The 16,181-nt window shown below is 36.9% G+C and carries 18 protein-coding genes; 10 read left to right on the top strand and 8 right to left on the bottom strand.

The annotated features are described in order from the left end of the window. The coding region (locus ACIQZI_RS07225) for a hypothetical protein (protein ID WP_403071030.1) at window positions 1–439 on the top strand (439 nt) is incomplete at its 5' end. A gap of 868 nt (window positions 440–1,307) precedes the next feature. Here the strand turns inward: ACIQZI_RS07225 and ACIQZI_RS07230 are convergent. The 3 genes from ACIQZI_RS07230 to ACIQZI_RS07240 all read right to left on the bottom strand — a co-directional run bounded on the left by ACIQZI_RS07230 (window position 1,308) and on the right by ACIQZI_RS07240 (window position 4,269). Next, window positions 1,308–1,535: a hypothetical protein gene (locus tag ACIQZI_RS07230; protein ID WP_403071033.1), complete on the bottom strand. Its 228-nt coding sequence runs from the start codon at window positions 1,533–1,535 to the stop codon at window positions 1,308–1,310. A 624-nt stretch (window positions 1,536–2,159) separates the two neighbouring features. Next, a complete protein-coding gene (locus ACIQZI_RS07235; protein WP_403071036.1) occupies window positions 2,160–3,335 on the bottom strand; it encodes a glycosyltransferase family 4 protein in 1,176 nt (391 codons plus the stop codon). A gap of 124 nt (window positions 3,336–3,459) precedes the next feature. Further along, the gene (locus tag ACIQZI_RS07240; protein WP_403071039.1) at window positions 3,460–4,269 is read right to left on the bottom strand and encodes a UTP--glucose-1-phosphate uridylyltransferase; all 810 of its coding nucleotides are present in this window, start codon (window positions 4,267–4,269) and stop codon (window positions 3,460–3,462) included. Window positions 4,270–4,600: 331 nt separating this feature from the next. On the opposite strand from ACIQZI_RS07240, the gene ACIQZI_RS07245 reads away from it, so the two are divergent. Both ACIQZI_RS07245 and ACIQZI_RS07250 read left to right on the top strand, forming a co-directional pair. Continuing rightward, on the top strand, window positions 4,601–5,890 hold the full coding sequence (locus ACIQZI_RS07245; RefSeq protein WP_403071042.1) for a UDP-glucose dehydrogenase family protein: 1,290 nt from the start codon (window positions 4,601–4,603) through the stop codon (window positions 5,888–5,890). Then, a complete protein-coding gene (locus ACIQZI_RS07250) occupies window positions 5,887–6,855 on the top strand; it encodes an NAD-dependent epimerase/dehydratase family protein (protein WP_403071046.1) in 969 nt (322 codons plus the stop codon). Before ACIQZI_RS07245 ends, ACIQZI_RS07250 begins: the two co-directional genes overlap by 4 nt. Window positions 6,856–6,986: 131 nt before the next feature. Here the strand turns inward: ACIQZI_RS07250 and ACIQZI_RS07255 are convergent, their stop codons facing one another. Together ACIQZI_RS07255 and ACIQZI_RS07260 are read right to left on the bottom strand one after the other, a co-directional pair. Further along, a complete protein-coding gene (locus ACIQZI_RS07255) occupies window positions 6,987–7,901 on the bottom strand; it encodes an NAD(P)/FAD-dependent oxidoreductase (protein ID WP_403071049.1) in 915 nt (304 codons plus the stop codon). 232 nt (window positions 7,902–8,133) lie between these two features. Next, window positions 8,134–8,466: a winged helix-turn-helix transcriptional regulator gene (locus tag ACIQZI_RS07260; protein WP_062179144.1), complete on the bottom strand. Its 333-nt coding sequence runs from the start codon at window positions 8,464–8,466 to the stop codon at window positions 8,134–8,136. A gap of 185 nt (window positions 8,467–8,651) precedes the next feature. Between ACIQZI_RS07260 and ACIQZI_RS07265 the strand changes: the two genes are divergently transcribed. Next, window positions 8,652–8,924, top strand: a complete 273-nt coding sequence (locus ACIQZI_RS07265) for a hypothetical protein (protein ID WP_403071054.1) — start codon at window positions 8,652–8,654, stop codon at window positions 8,922–8,924. A 215-nt stretch (window positions 8,925–9,139) separates the two neighbouring features. Here the strand turns inward: ACIQZI_RS07265 and ACIQZI_RS07270 are convergent, their stop codons facing one another. The 3 genes from ACIQZI_RS07270 to ACIQZI_RS07280 all read right to left on the bottom strand — a co-directional run bounded on the left by ACIQZI_RS07270 (window position 9,140) and on the right by ACIQZI_RS07280 (window position 10,065). Then, on the bottom strand, window positions 9,140–9,301 hold the full coding sequence (locus ACIQZI_RS07270; RefSeq protein WP_403071057.1) for a hypothetical protein: 162 nt from the start codon (window positions 9,299–9,301) through the stop codon (window positions 9,140–9,142). A gap of 58 nt (window positions 9,302–9,359) precedes the next feature. Further along, entirely contained in the window at window positions 9,360–9,494 is a 135-nt protein-coding gene (locus ACIQZI_RS07275) for a YuzL family protein (protein ID WP_152534766.1), read from the bottom strand. 121 nt (window positions 9,495–9,615) lie between these two features. Continuing rightward, window positions 9,616–10,065 carry an OsmC family protein gene (locus tag ACIQZI_RS07280; RefSeq protein ID WP_403071060.1) on the bottom strand — a complete coding sequence of 150 codons (450 nt, stop codon included), beginning with the start codon at window positions 10,063–10,065 and terminating at the stop codon, window positions 9,616–9,618. Window positions 10,066–10,341: 276 nt separating this feature from the next. Here ACIQZI_RS07280 and ACIQZI_RS07285 point away from each other — a divergent pair, with 276 nt between their 5' ends. The 6 genes from ACIQZI_RS07285 to cls all read left to right on the top strand — a co-directional run bounded on the left by ACIQZI_RS07285 (window position 10,342) and on the right by cls (window position 16,166). Then, window positions 10,342–11,316 carry a ring-cleaving dioxygenase gene (locus ACIQZI_RS07285; RefSeq protein ID WP_062179153.1) on the top strand — a complete coding sequence of 325 codons (975 nt, stop codon included), beginning with the start codon at window positions 10,342–10,344 and terminating at the stop codon, window positions 11,314–11,316. A gap of 20 nt (window positions 11,317–11,336) precedes the next feature. Next, window positions 11,337–12,284: a ring-cleaving dioxygenase gene (locus ACIQZI_RS07290; protein ID WP_403071063.1), complete on the top strand. Its 948-nt coding sequence runs from the start codon at window positions 11,337–11,339 to the stop codon at window positions 12,282–12,284. After that, a complete protein-coding gene (locus tag ACIQZI_RS07295) occupies window positions 12,284–12,895 on the top strand; it encodes an alpha/beta hydrolase (protein ID WP_062179159.1) in 612 nt (203 codons plus the stop codon). Before ACIQZI_RS07290 ends, ACIQZI_RS07295 begins: the two co-directional genes overlap by 1 nt. Before the next feature lie 12 nt (window positions 12,896–12,907). After that, entirely contained in the window at window positions 12,908–13,519 is a 612-nt protein-coding gene (locus ACIQZI_RS07300; protein ID WP_403071066.1) for a flavin reductase family protein, read from the top strand. Window positions 13,520–13,933: 414 nt separating this feature from the next. Continuing rightward, window positions 13,934–14,389, top strand: coding sequence for an SRPBCC family protein (locus ACIQZI_RS07305; RefSeq protein WP_062179165.1), 456 nt, complete (start codon window positions 13,934–13,936; stop codon window positions 14,387–14,389). Window positions 14,390–14,720: 331 nt separating this feature from the next. Continuing rightward, window positions 14,721–16,166, top strand: coding sequence for a cardiolipin synthase (gene cls, locus ACIQZI_RS07310; protein ID WP_403072123.1), 1,446 nt, complete (start codon window positions 14,721–14,723; stop codon window positions 16,164–16,166). Window positions 16,167–16,181: the final 15 nt, after the last annotated feature.

Here is a 16,181-nt window from a genome sequence, read left to right on the forward strand (position 1 = left end):
AGCGAAGCCTACTGATACTAAATCCAACTATAAGCAAAAGTCTACATTAGAGAAAAAAGGTGAAGCGAAGCCTACTGATACTAAATCCAACTATAAGCAAAAGTCTACATTAGAGAAAAAAGGTGAAGCGAAGCCTACTGATACTAAATCCAACTATAAACAAAAGTCTACATTAGAGAAAAAAGTTGAAGCTGAAGCTGAAGTTAAACAAGAACCTATAATAGAATTAGATAATAAACCAGAAAAAGAAATTGAAAATCAGGGAATAAAAGATAAAACGAAAACTCATTCTGTTAGAGATATGATTAAGGAGTCGCTTAGGGAATCGGTTAGAAAGACGATCATAGAACAGATGATTATCGATTCGAATGAAGTTTCAACTGAAGATTCGATTAGCAACTTAATTAGGGAGTTGAAAAGAAGAAGAAACATTGAATAAGTGAGTAAGGCTGCATCATGATAATGATAAGCCCCGTTTCAAAGTAGAAACGGGGCTTATCATTGTGAAAAGTATATCGTAAAAATTTATTTCGGATGTCTTAAATAGATTTGACTCTATACACCCAATACACCTACAAGCTATATATTAAGGAATAGATCTGAGCATTTGTATATTGGACAACCTCTTGGAACTTAGAAGAGGGAGTGGAGTAAAATGGCCTTTTAATAGATTGAACTTGATCCACTTAATTATAATTAAGGGTACAAGTCAATATACTCAAGAGAAATCATTTTTGTGGCACCAATTATTAATTTTATATCCTCGTCAGGAAAATCGATTTTTTAACCTCTAACTAACAGATTATCGGCCTGAACCACTACTTTATTTAACAATTCGGTATATTGCATTCTTCTACCTATAAATTCTTCTTCAAGTCGCATATTGTTTCACCTCGACTATTCGTTTATACTCAGCATTTGCTTTAGGGGAGGCATCTGATCAACCTCTACCCAAATATCCTTGTCCAGATCACATCCATCAATCAAACGGTACAATGCGAATTCATATTCGTGCAAAAAGCTCATCTTTCTGTCGGAATAGTTCCAGCAATAAGAGATCCTTTTGAAAAAAGAAAGTCTAGAGTAACAGTTGTGAACTCCGCAATATGTATTGATATCCTAATCAGTTTTAAACAAACCGTGCTTTTTGAAGGTTCTATTTTCCAAATAGTTTTAAAATCTCCTCTTTGCATGACTTTCATGTTAAACATTTAAAAGTGAGAATAAAACGTAGTCATCAAATGTTGAATCGGGAGATATGTTTTGAAGTATCCATTTTGCTTCGCGCATTGTGTAGTTTATGGATATTAGACCATAAAATAAAGAGTGAATAGCATGTCTAAAGAATAAGATATTGAGCCTTCGTTCAAAGATGAACAAGGTGATAAGTTTTCATCATCTTTGTTTAATATTTCACTCATATCGGAAATTGGGCGATCGACAGTGAGAGAATCCATTTTATAGATAAAAATTCCGTCACTGTCAATCACAATCATACTTGAGGCAAAATCCTGGTGGCATAATGACTTGTTCATCTTTATTTCTTCTGGTCATGAATCAAAAACCAGATTAATGAGCATGGTGATAGAAGTCTGGTATCTTATTAATAAAGTATCTATATGTGAAAAAATAGCAGTTCAAATTTATTTTGAACAGTTACTAGTGATCTTCGTTATTTCAAGTTGACTATCCACACCTATCTTTTTTCAAATCTGATTTCCATTCTGTTAATTGAAAAGGCGGCAGTGTTTCTGCTGGGAATCCAATTACTTTTGAAGTTTGATGAAAGGATACTCACTCTTTCATGAATTTCAGCAGTTCATTTAGATACTCATTTTCCGGAAATCTTCCATAGATCGCTTTAAAGACTAAAAAGTATTTGCTATCAACATTTACAGAACCTCGCCCAAATCAGTTTTGAGTGCAACCGAGGTATGAATCTTGACGTTTTCCAAATAATGTATTTTGTGAATTATAAAGATAATATGGTCTTATTAAATGAATCCTTTTCATCATGACTCCACCAAAATCCGTTTCAATTGACATACTGCTTTTTTACTTTAAAACGATATTAAATAATTCTTCTTCACTGCTAGTGGATAGTGAGCGATTCTGTTTTTTGCATCTACTACGAATACCGTTTCCATTTAGACTCCTCTCTAAGGTTTCTTTCTTTGCGTGGAAGCTACATAAAGCCCTTCCATCCGTTTTGTTACATGCTCAAATCCAAAATTTGATTCAACGAAAATCCGGCCTGTTCTCGCAATCGAGTTGGCTACTTGCTTATTAGATAATAAAAAGGCAATCGCGTCTGCAAAAGCTTCTGAATTTGTATAATCATCAATGACGATACCGTTTTCTAGATGTTTAATAATTTCCGCATTTCCGCCTCGGTTCGTAGTAATGATCGGTAATCCAGCGCCCATCGCTTCATAATGTACTCGAGCAAGGGGCTCTTGCCATTGGGAGCTGCATACGAATAGATCCCCTATAAGGAAATGAGAAGGAATTTCGCTTGGTGGTACAAAACCGGTAAATACAACTTTGTTCTTACCTAACACTTCAGCGAGCTTTCGCAAGCTTAGTCCAAACTCGTCAATTCTATCGTCACTAAACCATTTACTACCTACAATAACTAATACTGCATCAGGATGATTTTTGATGACTTGCTCCATGGCTTCTAGAAGTATATCGGGTCCTTTTACGGTACTCAATCGTCCTACGAATAAGACGACTTTCTTATCTTCTACGCCATACTTTTTCCGAAGTTCGTTCCTTCGCGATTGTGCATCTTGTTCCCAAATCGGTTTATATCTTTGCAAATCGACTCCTGAATAAATAGCCTTAACTTTACTTTTGGCTAAAGGAAAACGAGATATGATCGTTTGTCCGATATATTCGCTGATGGTCATGATCCTATCCACAGCTCTAATGACCAGATTCCCCATTTCAGTAGAGATTTTGCCGTCCCGAAACATTTCATTATGGAGACTCAACACAAAACGACTCATTGGCATAGCATTTTTATAGATCAGGAGATCACGAGGTCGGTTGAATACATGAATTACATCGTAATATTCCATGCTTGCCGTTTTTTCTGCTAGCTTTTTGCCGACATGAAAGGCGTAATTCTCACGAGGAAAACGAATGTATTTAACCTCGTTCACTACTTCCATGTCAGGAAGATCAGGGTCTGTAATACAATAGATTGTTAAATGATGGTTTTTACTAAGATGAGGTGTTATTCCATCGATTAAAACTTGAATAGCACCCCCTCTAATTGAAGGAACGGTAAGCATCTCTGTACAAATCAATGCGATTTCTATTGGGTACACGCCCTTTCATTGAAAACTGGGTCTTGCTGGTTTTAAACCAATAGTACTAATTTCACTCACTTAAGTGCTTCTGTTAGAATGTTAAAATTGAATATACAATGCTCCAGCCATCAATTATAGGGGGTTACTCCATAAATGGTTGGATGTATTGATTGGCAGCTAAAAATTCTTCAAATCTGCTAATATCAAAGCGCTTACCAAGAAGCGTTGTACCAAAGAAATTTTCCGTCTTCATCATTTCGTTAATGGCATCTGTTAATTGAATTTCGTATCCTACTCCAGGTGTTATTCTTTCTAGATAGGAAAAAATTTCAGGGTTAAAGACATATCTACCGATGACGGCTAAATTTGAAGGTGGATTTTTTGCAGGTTTCTCAACGATGCTAATAACTTTACTTATCTCATTTTTAATTTTCTCACTTTTAACTACGCCATAGTTTGACAATAAGTGTTTTTCCACTTCATATAGACCAAGTACACTTTTTTTATGCTTTTCATAAACTTTTATTAATTGATTTAATCCTGTTGTCTCCTTATCAAAAATAATTTCATCTGGTAACAAAACAGCAAATGGTTCATTACCAACAAAATTTTTCCCTAGGAGGATTGCATCACCAAGCCCTTTAGCATATGGTTGTCGAATATATTGGATATGAATATCGGGAATTTTGTTTTTTTCTAATAAATGAGTGGATTGTTTTTTTTCAAGAAATGCTTCAAGTTCAAGTGATCGATCAAAATAGTCAGCAATCAGATTTTTTGATTGTGAAACTATAAATAAGATCTCCTCAATCCCTGAGGCCAGGGCTTCTTCTACGACATAATGAATAGCAGGTTTTACACCAATCGGAAATAATTCTTTCGGAACAACTTTAGTTATCGGTAAACCTCTCGTTCCATATCCAGCTGCAGGGATAATAGCCTTTTTGATCATTTCTTAATTCACCTCGAATGCTATTGCTTATTCTATGAAAAAATGGGGTTTTATGACAATGTTAAATTTTTATTAACTTTAATATTAAATGATTTTGTGGTCCTTATTGGCAGTGCAATAGTCTAATTTCTAAGTATTTTATTAAAATAATTGAATAATGGTGTTTCGGTTAAAAGAAGTTGAGAATAACATGTGATTATTCTTTATTTAAAGAGAGGATGAGGTCGAAATAAAAGAAACTTTCATTGTATATAGGCAGATGTTAAATCATTGTAGATTGTCCACTAATATGATATAGAACTTTAGATTATTAGAGAGGGGACAATGTCGTATGGAAATCTGTGTGATAGGTGCGGGATATGTTGGCTTAACGACTGCAGCGGTTCTGGCCGATCTCGGACACACTATTTGCTGTGTAGACACAAATATTGAAAAAATAAAACAATTAAAACGCGGGGAAATTCCAATCTATGAACCAGGTTTAACTGAATTAATAAGTAAAAATAAAGACCAATTAACCTTTAGTTCAATGATTGTTGAAAATATTCAAAAAGCAGCGGTTATTTTCATCGCTGTTGGCACTCCATCTTTAGCAGATGGAAGAACGGATTTGACTTATATTCAATCAGTAGTAGATGAAATTGCAAAAGCCATAAGGTCTTATAAAACGATTATTACAAAAAGTACGGTACCGCCGGGAACTAATGAAAATATATATAGAATGATAAAAGAAAAAGGAGTAGACCCACAGCTTTTCAATGTCGTCTCCAATCCTGAATTTCTAAGAGAGGGTTCTGCCATCTCAGATATGATAAAACCAGACAAAATTGTCGTGGGTAAACAACAAGAAGATCAAAAATCCCTTTCTATCATAAAAGAAATATATGTAAAAATTAAAGCACCCTTCATCATTACAAGTCTCAACGGTGCTGAAATGATTAAATATACATCTAATGCTTTTTTAGCTACAAAAATATCGTTTATCAATGAAATAGCTAGAATCTGTGATAAGTATAATGTGAATATTGAGGATGTTTCAAAGGGAATAGGCACCGATCCAAGAATCAGTCCCCATTTTCTTTCAGCGGGTATTGGATATGGTGGTTCCTGCTTTCCAAAGGATGTTCGTTCATTAGAACACAGTGCATTAGACAAAAATATAACGCCACAGTTGTTACAAGCTGTTCAAGCGGTCAATCATTCACAAGTTAATCTGTATATTGATAAGCTAAGTGCCTTCATAGATGATTTTTCAGAGAAAACGATTGCAATATTAGGAGTTGCCTTTAAGCCAAATACGGATGATACAAGGTATTCTCCAGCCGTTTCATTAATTGAAAAATTAAGTTCGCTAGGATGCTTAGTACAAACGTATGATCCGAAAGCTCAACTACCTTTCGCAATGATGGAAACGGTCAGTCAGCATTCCAAGTTAGAACAGGCAATTATGAATGCTGATTGTGTGATTATCGCAACAGATTGGGAAGAATTTAAACAGTTGAATTGGCTGAAAATAAAAGAGTTAATGAAAGGTGAATACATTTTGGACGCACGTAACTGTATTGATCCACAAGCAGTTAGAGATACTGGCTTAACGTATATCGGAGTTGCCCGTCCATGAAGATATTGGTCACAGGGGCAGCGGGATTTATTGGTTCACATCTTTGTGAGAAGCTTTTAACAGACGAGAACAACGAAATAGTTGGGGTTGACAAATTTACTGGTCCAACACCTAAAAACCTGAAGAGTGTGAATCTAGGCAATTTGCTCAAAAACGCGCGATTTAGGTTAATTGAAACGGATTTATTGACAGCTAACTTAGAAAAGTTACTAGAGGATATAGATGTTATTTATCATTTAGCTGGTATACCTGGTGTACGTTCGAGCTGGGGGGTGGACTTTGATCCATATGTGAGTAACAATATATCTGTCACACAGCGTCTTTTAGAAGCCGTTAAGAATAAAAAAATAGTTAAGTTTATATATGCCTCCACATCCTCTGTTTATGGAGAAGTAGATGGGAAAGTGACAGAAGGTGCATATCTATCTCCGCTTTCTCCATATGGAATTACAAAATTAACAGGTGAACATTTATGTAATGTTTATCATAAAAGCTTCAACATCCCGATTGTAACTGTAAGGTTTTTCACTGTTTATGGGCCAAGACAGAGACCGGATATGGCATTTCATCGCTTCATCACACAAGTTTTGAAAGAAGAAACGCTTTCCATATTTGGTGATGGGACACAGACAAGAGATTTTACCTATGTAACGGATTGTGTTGAAGCTATTGCGTCGATTATTTACAAAAAACATGTGATTGGCGAGACCATCAATATTGGAGGAAAAGAACGGGCCTCGATTAATGAAATCCTTGCAATTATAGAAGCGCTTACAGGAAAAAAAGCAACGATCGATTATTTACCAAAACTACTTGGAGAGCCAACTCACACATGGGCAGATATCTCAAAAGCAAAAAAATTGCTGAACTACAATCCTGAAATTTCCTTGAGGGAGGGGATTGCAAAGGAAATAGAGTATATCCGTTCTATATACACATTAAATGGGGAGATCGATTCTTGTTGAGATAAAGGAAAATGAATGGATATTATGTGTAACTGTTGAGAGGATCCAATACTCAAAGTGTCAAACTTACAATCCCTCTTTTCGAAAACCTTTCTTTAGTTCGAACTAGAACAAAAGAAGGGCTTCTTTTGTTATTTTGGGCGAGGTTCGCCAAGCAAACGCTTATGCATCCATATAGCTGCTTGGGAGCCGTCTCCCATTGAAATGGTCACTTGTTCGGAATGTGCAATCAGGTCGCCGCCTGCCCAAATCCCAATTATATTCGTTTCCTTTGTGCGCGGATTAACGACAACGTGCTTACTTTCATTTAATTGGACACCAACTTGTTTAGCTAAATGATTGTTTAATTGATTGCCGCTAAAGCCGGTAAATCCGCGCTCGGCTTTAATCAATTCACCATTTTCAAGCAATAAGCCAATAAGCTGTTTTTTTGCATCCACTACGATCTCGCTAATGGGTTCTTCAATAATCTGAATCCCAAGCGATTTTAATTTCAAGAGGTTCTCTTCACTGATTTCTTTATTATCATGATTGATGACGGTTAGTTCTTTTGACCAATATGTAAGAGTCATTGCCATATTTGCTACAGTATTTCCACTCCCAAATACTATGGTCTTTTTACCAGTTATTTCATAGCCATCACAGTCAGGGCAAATAAAGATTGAAGTCCCAAGGCACTGTTGAAGATTAGGCAAGTCTGGTAAATAATCCGTTAATCCTGTTGCTAAGAACACGGTATTTGTTAAATATATTTGCTTTAGTAAGGTGCGCACGGTAAATATATTGTCAGATTTTTCAAGAGAAGTCACTTTATCATCAATAAAAGAAACACCGTATTTCTCAGCATGTTGCTTGCCGAGGTTTCTTAATTCTGGTCCGCTAATTCCATCCGGCCAGCCGAGAATATTATGATATCCCCTTGTAATTGTGGACCGGCCTTGATTCGAATCGATTACAAGAACAGAATGATTATATCGGCCTAGTTGAATGGCAGCCTGTAACCCAGCAATTCCACCCCCAATAATGATGCAGTCAACTGTCTCCATATCCTTCACCACCCGTAAAAAAGAAATCAAATAATAGTTCCTAGTTTTAAAAAATATACCCATATTAATCTGTAACTATCCCCAGAAAGTGAAACTTCAATCAGTGGGGGTTTCTTCATTCTCTACTAATTTCCCATGATACTCTAAACAAAAATACAGCCTGTGAAACCGGGATAAATAAAAAAGTAACCCAACGTATATGTATTGGATTACTTTTTATTGTCATATATCCTCATTTTTCTTCACTACTATTTTCGATCCATTCTTGTGACCATTTCTGGATTTCTCTGACAGCAGGTGCAAGTGCACTTCCTTTTTCAGTTAGGGAATATTCAATCCGTACCGGTGTTTCGGCGAAGACTTCGCGTTTAATGATGCCTATTTGCTCAAGGTCCTTTAGCCGTTCCGATAAAATACGACCGCTAATTGGAAAGGCAGATTCTATTTGACAAAATCGTTGAGGTCCATTCAATAATTGATTGACGATTAGAACCGTCCAGCGTTTTCCGAGTATCTGTGTGCCCTTTTCAAAGCGAGGGCATAACAAATCTTCAGTTTTATTCATTTAATATCACCCCATAATAGTAGTATAACTCTTTACGCATAATGTAACAACATAACAGTTTAGTATATAGTGTCATAAAGTAATCATGAAAAAATGATTCTTGATGGCATGAATAATATGCAGTCTTTGTTTAGAATTTTTCAGTAAGTGGTATATAGAAGTAATCAAAAAGGAGGTTGGTAGGGATGGGATTAGTAAAATCCGTAGGTTCATATGTCATGCTTGGGGTCGGAATTGCAGGTGTCTCAATGGTATCAACGAAAAGGAATAGAGAAAAAGTTGTTAGTGCATATTCCAAAATGAAAACGAAAGCACTGAAATTTTGGCAAAAACAACAAAGTGAGGTAGACCAATTATTAGAAAAAGCGGGACATCCTAATCCATACGATATCGGAGATTCGCGAATGATTGACGAAGGTAGCATGACGGGTATTCAATATTACAATAAAAAACAGTGAATGAAATGCTAGTAGCTAAGATGGGGTTCAAATGACTTCTACCAGAAATTAATTAATGGGCAATTTGTGGTTACGGTGTTTAATAGCATTGTAAATGAGGATATTCCAAAAGGGTCTTGACCCAGCACTCACCACACGGTTTATAGTGTTACTTACACTTCATTTAAACTGTATGTAGCAGTTGCGGGGTCTGACCATTTACTTATATGACATCCTTACTGATCGAAAAAATCTTGCTTTTTAATCCCCACTTTTTGTTGATATGGATTTTCTTCGTCGGTATTTTGATCCAAATTTGTTGAGCTCACAAGTTTAGGACTGTCTGAAGGTTCTACATAAAGTCTAGCACGATGTTTTGGATTCGTTCCTTCAGTCATATATCAGCCGCCATTTTCAAATATGTTCTTTCGGCACATTAAAGAAGAATGAGAGAAATTAACTGCGTTTTTGTTTCTTGTTTGATGAAGGTACTTGAATGGAACCTGTTTCATGAGTGGTAGTTCCTTGACCTTCTACTTGTGAAGAACGTAGGCTTGCTTTGGAATGATCCTTTTTAATTTTACTCATTATGTTCACCTCCAACATTACTTTTTGCTAACAGGTGAGAAACTATACAAGACGAAAAATGGTTTCTAGAGTGGAGACAAAGTTTCTAAATAGGAATGTAAAAAGGCTATTTGCTTTTCTTTCTCTAGTGTGCAGATATGATCTCTACTTCTAAAGAAATTTCTACATTCCCTTTTAGGGCTCGTGAAATCATACACGATGTCTCGGCTTTTTCGGCAAGCTTTCTTGCTAAACGATGATCACTTTCATTCGCCTCTTGTTTGAGAACGACTTTAGGCCGATGGATGATTTTCTTATAAGTAAATACCCCATCCGTTACATCTACAATGCCTTCTGAATGAAGAGTAATTCTTTCTTTTTCCAGCTTACTTCTTTCCATCATCGCCGCTAACGTAATAATATAGCAAGTTGCTGCTGCTCCAAGTAGCATTTCATCTGGATTTGTCCCAATACCTGGTCCATTCATTTCAGGGGGAATGCTTATTTGTGTTTTCAGATTGCCAGACTCTATTGTCCCAGTATCGTTTCGTCCACCTTCCCAAATTGCCTGTAAATGAAACTGGTGTTCTGCCATATCAATAGCCTCCTTGTTTAGTATGTACTCCTATTGTATAGCAAACTGCAGGTAATTCCTTGTGTTTTGCTTTGGAACAGAGGGGATGAAATCTCTTGCAATCTGCAAAAAGTAGAGGTTGTATTGACAATTGCTAAAAAAAAAGTTATCTTTAATTCAAGATATCTGAATAAAGGTGATTATGAATGATTTCGTCACATATCTCGAAAATAAGATAAAAATAGAATATAAAATCCAATTTTAATTAAAGTAATATTTAAAAAGGAGCTGGATAATATGGAACTTAAAGGAATTCACCATGTATCAGCGATTACTGCAAGAGCAGGAGAGAATTTTGATTTTTATACTAAAACATTAGGTCTGCGTTTAATCAAGAAAACAGTGAATCAAGATGATATTGGTGTGTATCATTTATTTTACGGTGATGAAGTGGGGAATCCTGGAACGGAATTAACGTTTTTTGAAATTCCGAACGCAGGAAAAGTACATGAAGGTAATAACAGTATTTCTGAGTTATCACTGCGTGTTGCAAATGACGATGCGTTAAATTTCTGGAAGAAACGTTTTGAAGAAGAGGGCGTTTGGCACGGGGAAATCACTAAAAGATACACACGTCTTGTTCTTCCATTCAAAGATTTTGAAGGACAGAGATTTGTGTTAGTTTCCGATGAGTATAATCAAGGTATAGCTGGTGGAAACCCTTGGGAAAGAAGTCCGATTCCAGCTGAATTCGCGATTCTTGGATTAGGACCAGTCTCATTGACTGTACCAAATAGTGAGCCAACGGAAAAAGTACTAGTTGAAATTATGGGGTTTAGGAAGGCAGGAAGCTATCCGTCAGAAGTTGAAGGGCAATTAGAGACAATCGTCTATGAAACAGGTGAAGGTGGAACAGGTGCAGAAGTGCATGTTGTAACACGTAATGATCTACCACGTGAACGTCTAGGGCATGGAGGCGTCCATCATGTTGCTTTCCGCGTGGATAATGAAGAAGAAATGAAGCAATGGATTGCAAAAATAAATGAAAATAGAATTCCAAATTCAGGATTTGTAGATCGATATTACTTTAGATCATTATATTTCAGAGAACCCAACGGAGTTTTATTTGAGCTTGCGACAGATGGCCCAGGATTTGCAACAGATGAAGAGCTAGCACATTTAGGAGAAACTTTAGCATTACCGCCCTTCTTGGAATCAAAACGAGAACAAATTGAGGCGAAATTAAAACCATTGAACACGAAAATAAATTAACGAGTAAAGGTAGAATCACTATGCAAAAGCAAACAACTGGAATTCACCATATTACGGCTATTGTCGGCAATCCACAGGAAAACGTCGATTTTTATGCAGGTGTCCTCGGCTTAAGAATGGTCAAGAAAACTGTAAACTTCGATGATCCAGGCACCTATCATTTATATTTTGGGGATGACGCAGGTTCGCCAGGGTCAATTATTACTTTTTTCCCTTGGCCAAATGCTTATCAAGGTCGTTTAGGTTCCGGACAAGTTGGAATCACATCCTATGTAGTACCAGAAAAAACATTGGGATTCTGGGAGGAACGTTTAACGAAATTCAAGATTACCTTTGAAAAACATACACGATTTGGAGAGGAATATCTCGAACTTCATGATCCACATGGCTTAAACGTGGAACTTGTTGCCCGAAAAGCCGGGAAAAACAGTAGGTGGTCATTTGGCGGCGTACCTACTGATAAAGCTATTAAAGGATTTGGCGGCGCTGTTCTTCTATCGGCCTCGCCAGAAAAAACAATGAAAACGTTAGAAGAAGTTATGGGTTTGAAAAAAATGGCTGAAGAAGGAGATTTTGTACGATTTCAATCAACTTCAGATATTGGAAATATGATTGATGTAAAGAAAATCGCTTTACCAAGGGGCCAAATGGGTGTAGGAACGGTTCATCATATTGCTTGGCGTGCGAATGACTCAGATGACCATAAAGAATGGCGTGAGCATGTAAGTCGTTTTGGCTTTGGTGTAACTCCGTTTAAGGATCGACAATATTTCGATGCGATTTACTTTCGGGAAGATGGTGGCATATTATTTGAAATTGCCACAGATCCACCAGGATTTGCTTATGATGAATCATATGAGACGATGGGAAGTAAGTTAATGCTCCCATCATGGTTGGAAGAGAAACGAGAATCTATTGAAACAACTTTATTACCGGCAATCCCAAGAGTATTGGAGGAAGATAAGTAATGATGAAACATATTTTTCAAAAGGGAAGTAATTTAGAGACACCTGTTTTATTGCTTTTACATGGTACAGGAGGGACGGAAACCGATTTACTGGGAATAGCTGAGATGGTATCCCCTGAATCCTCTGTTTTAAGTGTTCGAGGAAATGTGTTAGAGAGTGGGATGCCTCGTTTTTTCCGCCGACTTGCAGAAGGTGTATTTGATGAAGAGGATTTGGTGTTTCGCACACAGGAATTAAATGAATTTCTTGATCACGCAGCAAAAGAATACGGGTTCGACCGCAAAAACATCGTAGCACTTGGCTATTCAAATGGTGCCAATATTGCTGCAAGCTTGCTGTTTCATTATGAGGGAGCGTTGAAAGGAGCCATCCTTCATCATCCGATGGTGCCAAGACGTGGAATCGATTTACCGAATAATAGCGGCATCCCCATCTTTATTGGCGCAGGGGTGAATGATCCATTATGTCCAGCGAAGGAAACGGAAGATTTAAGCCAACTGCTTGAATCGGCTGGTGCATCGGTTGAAGTGAAATGGGAAAACTTTGGTCACCAGTTGACACGATCTGAAGTAGAAGAGGCAGGAGTTTGGTTTCAAAAACATTTTGGCTAAAAGGGTGATCAAATGATTTCTTTGAATCCAGAAACGATAACGGAACGGGATAATTATAAAATTTTGGTTGGGAGTATTATTCCGAGACCGATTGCCTTGGTGACAACACTCTCGAATGAGGGTGTCATCAATGCAGCCCCATTCAGCTATTTTAATATTGTTAGTTCAAATCCGCCGTTGCTTTCTGTGTCGATCCAGCGTAAAGCTGGTATTCAAAAAGATACGGCACGGAATGCTATCGAAAAAGGGGAATTTGTTATTCACATTACCGATGAGAATATTGTAACAGAAGCAAATGAAACAGCAGCTGAACTGCCACCAGAAAAAAGTGAATTGGAAAGAACGAATTTTACCCTTGTTGAAAGTGAACGGATTACTGTCCCTGGAATTAGAGAAGCAAAAATCCGTTTTGAATGTAGGCTTGAACAGGCGATTCCATTAGGTGGCAATGATTTGGAGTTGGGATGCGACTTATTGATTGGAAGAGTGGTGTGCTATCATATCGACGAAACGCTCTATCATGAAGGCCGGATAGATGCACTGGGATTAAACCCAGTGGCAAGACTTGCTGGTACTAATTATTCGAAACTAGGTGAACAATTTTCGATCGAACGTCCGAAATAAGATAAGCAAACACTGCTTTATGACATGATAAAAATATAGGTTGTGAAAAATTGGGTGTTCCTTTCATTACGGAACATCTTCTTTTTCTTATAATGAAAGATTGATATTAGTTGATTCAATAAATGGATCTGGTTATTAAGCAATATCATTCGATTTTTATGCAAGTCATCCTTTCTTTTATGTTATCAAACGTTGCCATCAAGTTTTTTATTGATTTTGCTCACAAATCAATCATACCCTTAACAAATACGACCTTTTTTATCCAACTCTTAACGGGCAGTAAGACCCCCCACTGATGGAACTTTATTTGTTAGAAATGATAAGTAGAAATAGCTTCTATTTGAGGGTTTTAGTTCTATTTTGACTGTCTGTGTATATACAGTAATGAGAGAGAGTTGTGAGGAGATGAGCAAAATGGCGAGTGGTGAACATAGTGTAATCATACCATTATCTATTGAAAAGGTATGGGATTTTGTTAGTGTGATTGATAATTGGGCTCCGCTAGTACCAGGATACATTTCACATACGGTGATGACAAAGAACCAGTCAACATGGGAATTCATAAGTGATTTTGGGCTGTTTAAGAAAAAGGTAAAACTGCTTGTGGATATTACAGAATGGTCGGGACCAGAGATCGTCACATTTCGCCTAACAGGAATGAATGAAAATTTCTTAGGTAGTGGTTATTTCAGAGCTGAAATGATTGATAAGAACCAAACGAAAATGACTGGGCAACTGGATATAACAGCAAAAGGAATGAAAGCACCTATGGCTAATTCGCTGTTAAAATCAAATGTCCCTGAAACTGCAAAAGCACTTTCAGATGCGGTTGCAGGCAAGTTGCTAGAAATTCATCATGTAGCAGGATAAGATACAATTCACTTATACTAAAATAGTAGTGCGTGTTCAAAATGTATGATCAGAAAAGGGAAACCAATTTTTATTGATGGCGAAGCTTTGTACCCTTGTTAAAGTGTACAGAGCTCCGTCTTTATTTCTTACATAATGATGAACACTTTCTAAATGAGAAAACAGTCTTAACAGAATAAAATAATGAAACTTATTATAGATGATCATCGTATATACTACTATCCCCTTACATTTAAGGTACGAGCAGATACACTTTTCTTATCCGTATTTGCGTGGTATTGTTAATCTTACTAAGAAATATTCGAAGGTGTTGATTGAGATAGAGGCGCAAATCACTTCTATATTATTTAATTTTGTGCTGGGACTAAATATTCTTTTTGCTTTATTTGTTGTTTTTTGGGAAAGAAGGGATGCAGGCGCTTCTTGGGCTTGGTTACTTGTGCTATTCTTTTTTCCGGTGGCTGGTTTTATCTTATATTTAATTTTAGGACGGACATTGCGACGTGCTCATCACTTTGAATGGGAAGGTCGCGAGAAAATCGGGATTGATGCTATTCTGAAAAATCAACAGGAGCAATTGAATTTAAATCAATTTGCTTTCAGGAATCAGATAACCGAAGAGAATAAAGACTTGATTTATATGCATTTGCGAACGAATGATGCAGTATTAACAGAAGACAATTCTGTTGAAATCTTCACAGATGGCAATGAAAAGTTTGCACAGCTGTTTGAAGATATTAGAGCGGCGAAAGATCATATACATATTCAGTATTATATTCTTAAAAAAGACGAGCTAGGCAAAAAATTCATTGACCTGTTGACCTTGAAAGCAGAAGAAGGTGTCACAGTACGTGTACTCTATGATGAACTAGGTTCCCGTGGACTAACGAAGCGTTTTTTTAAGGAGTTTCGGAAAGCTGGAGGTTTAATCGAAGTATTTTTCCCGAGCAAATTGCCCTTTATTAACTTGCGGCTTAACTTTCGTAATCATCGCAAGCTGGTCATTATTGATGGGAGGATCGGTTATATCGGCGGCTTTAATGTTGGTGATGAATATTTAGGATTAAATCCAAAATTCGGTTATTGGCGTGATACTCATCTGCGGATTCAAGGTTCAGCTGTTTACACGATTCAGACGGTGTTTATTCTCGATTGGAATGAGGCGTCTAAACACCATGATATTGGCTTTGTTCCGAAACATTTTCCTGAAATACATGCTCCTTGTGATTCCATTGGGATGCAGATTGTAACAAGTGGTCCAGATTCCAAATGGGAGCAAATAAAAAATGGGTATATTAAGTTAATCATGTCGGCTAAAGACTCCATTTTAATTCAAACACCTTATTTTGTGCCTGATGCAAGCTTACTGGATGCCCTCCGTATTGCGGCATTATCTGGTATTAAAGTAAGCCTAATGATACCCAATAAGCCTGACCATATGTTCGTATATTGGGCTACCTATTCTTATATTGGTGAGTTGCTTGAGGCAGGAGCAACGATTTATATTTATGATAATGGCTTTTTACATGCGAAGACGATTATCGTAGACAATGAAACAGCTTCAGTAGGAACGTCGAATATTGATATGCGAAGCTTTAAATTAAATTTCGAAGTAAATGCCTTTATTTACGATGGTAAATTCGCCAATGCACTTACAAATGCTTTTTTTGAAGACATCAAAGTTTCAAAGCAACTTACTCTTGAAGACTATCATAAGCGCTCATTATGGCTTCGTTTTAAAGAATCGATATCAAGGTTATTGGCACCTATATTATAAAATGAAATTTCGATT

It is taken from the genome of Peribacillus sp. NPDC096379 (assembly GCF_044762875.1).
Taxonomy (GTDB): domain Bacteria; phylum Bacillota; class Bacilli; order Bacillales; family DSM-1321; genus Peribacillus.

Excerpts from the sequence above, each read along its gene's own strand:
- ACIQZI_RS07230 (WP_403071033.1), bottom strand. The coding sequence starts at position 1,535 with ATGAACAAGTCATTATGCCACCAGGATTTTGCCTCAAGTATGATTGTG.
- ACIQZI_RS07240 (WP_403071039.1), bottom strand. The coding sequence starts at position 4,269 with ATGATCAAAAAGGCTATTATCCCTGCAGCTGGATATGGAACGAGAGGT.
- ACIQZI_RS07245 (WP_403071042.1), top strand. The coding sequence starts at position 4,601 with ATGGAAATCTGTGTGATAGGTGCGGGATATGTTGGCTTAACGACTGCA.
- ACIQZI_RS07250 (WP_403071046.1), top strand. The coding sequence starts at position 5,887 with ATGAAGATATTGGTCACAGGGGCAGCGGGATTTATTGGTTCACATCTT.
- ACIQZI_RS07255 (WP_403071049.1), bottom strand. The coding sequence starts at position 7,901 with ATGGAGACAGTTGACTGCATCATTATTGGGGGTGGAATTGCTGGGTTA.
- ACIQZI_RS07260 (WP_062179144.1), bottom strand. The coding sequence starts at position 8,466 with ATGAATAAAACTGAAGATTTGTTATGCCCTCGCTTTGAAAAGGGCACA.
- ACIQZI_RS07265 (WP_403071054.1), top strand. The coding sequence starts at position 8,652 with ATGGGATTAGTAAAATCCGTAGGTTCATATGTCATGCTTGGGGTCGGA.
- ACIQZI_RS07270 (WP_403071057.1), bottom strand. The coding sequence starts at position 9,301 with ATGACTGAAGGAACGAATCCAAAACATCGTGCTAGACTTTATGTAGAA.
- ACIQZI_RS07280 (WP_403071060.1), bottom strand. The coding sequence starts at position 10,065 with ATGGCAGAACACCAGTTTCATTTACAGGCAATTTGGGAAGGTGGACGA.
- ACIQZI_RS07285 (WP_062179153.1), top strand. The coding sequence starts at position 10,342 with ATGGAACTTAAAGGAATTCACCATGTATCAGCGATTACTGCAAGAGCA.
- ACIQZI_RS07290 (WP_403071063.1), top strand. The coding sequence starts at position 11,337 with ATGCAAAAGCAAACAACTGGAATTCACCATATTACGGCTATTGTCGGC.
- ACIQZI_RS07295 (WP_062179159.1), top strand. The coding sequence starts at position 12,284 with ATGATGAAACATATTTTTCAAAAGGGAAGTAATTTAGAGACACCTGTT.
- ACIQZI_RS07300 (WP_403071066.1), top strand. The coding sequence starts at position 12,908 with ATGATTTCTTTGAATCCAGAAACGATAACGGAACGGGATAATTATAAA.
- ACIQZI_RS07305 (WP_062179165.1), top strand. The coding sequence starts at position 13,934 with ATGGCGAGTGGTGAACATAGTGTAATCATACCATTATCTATTGAAAAG.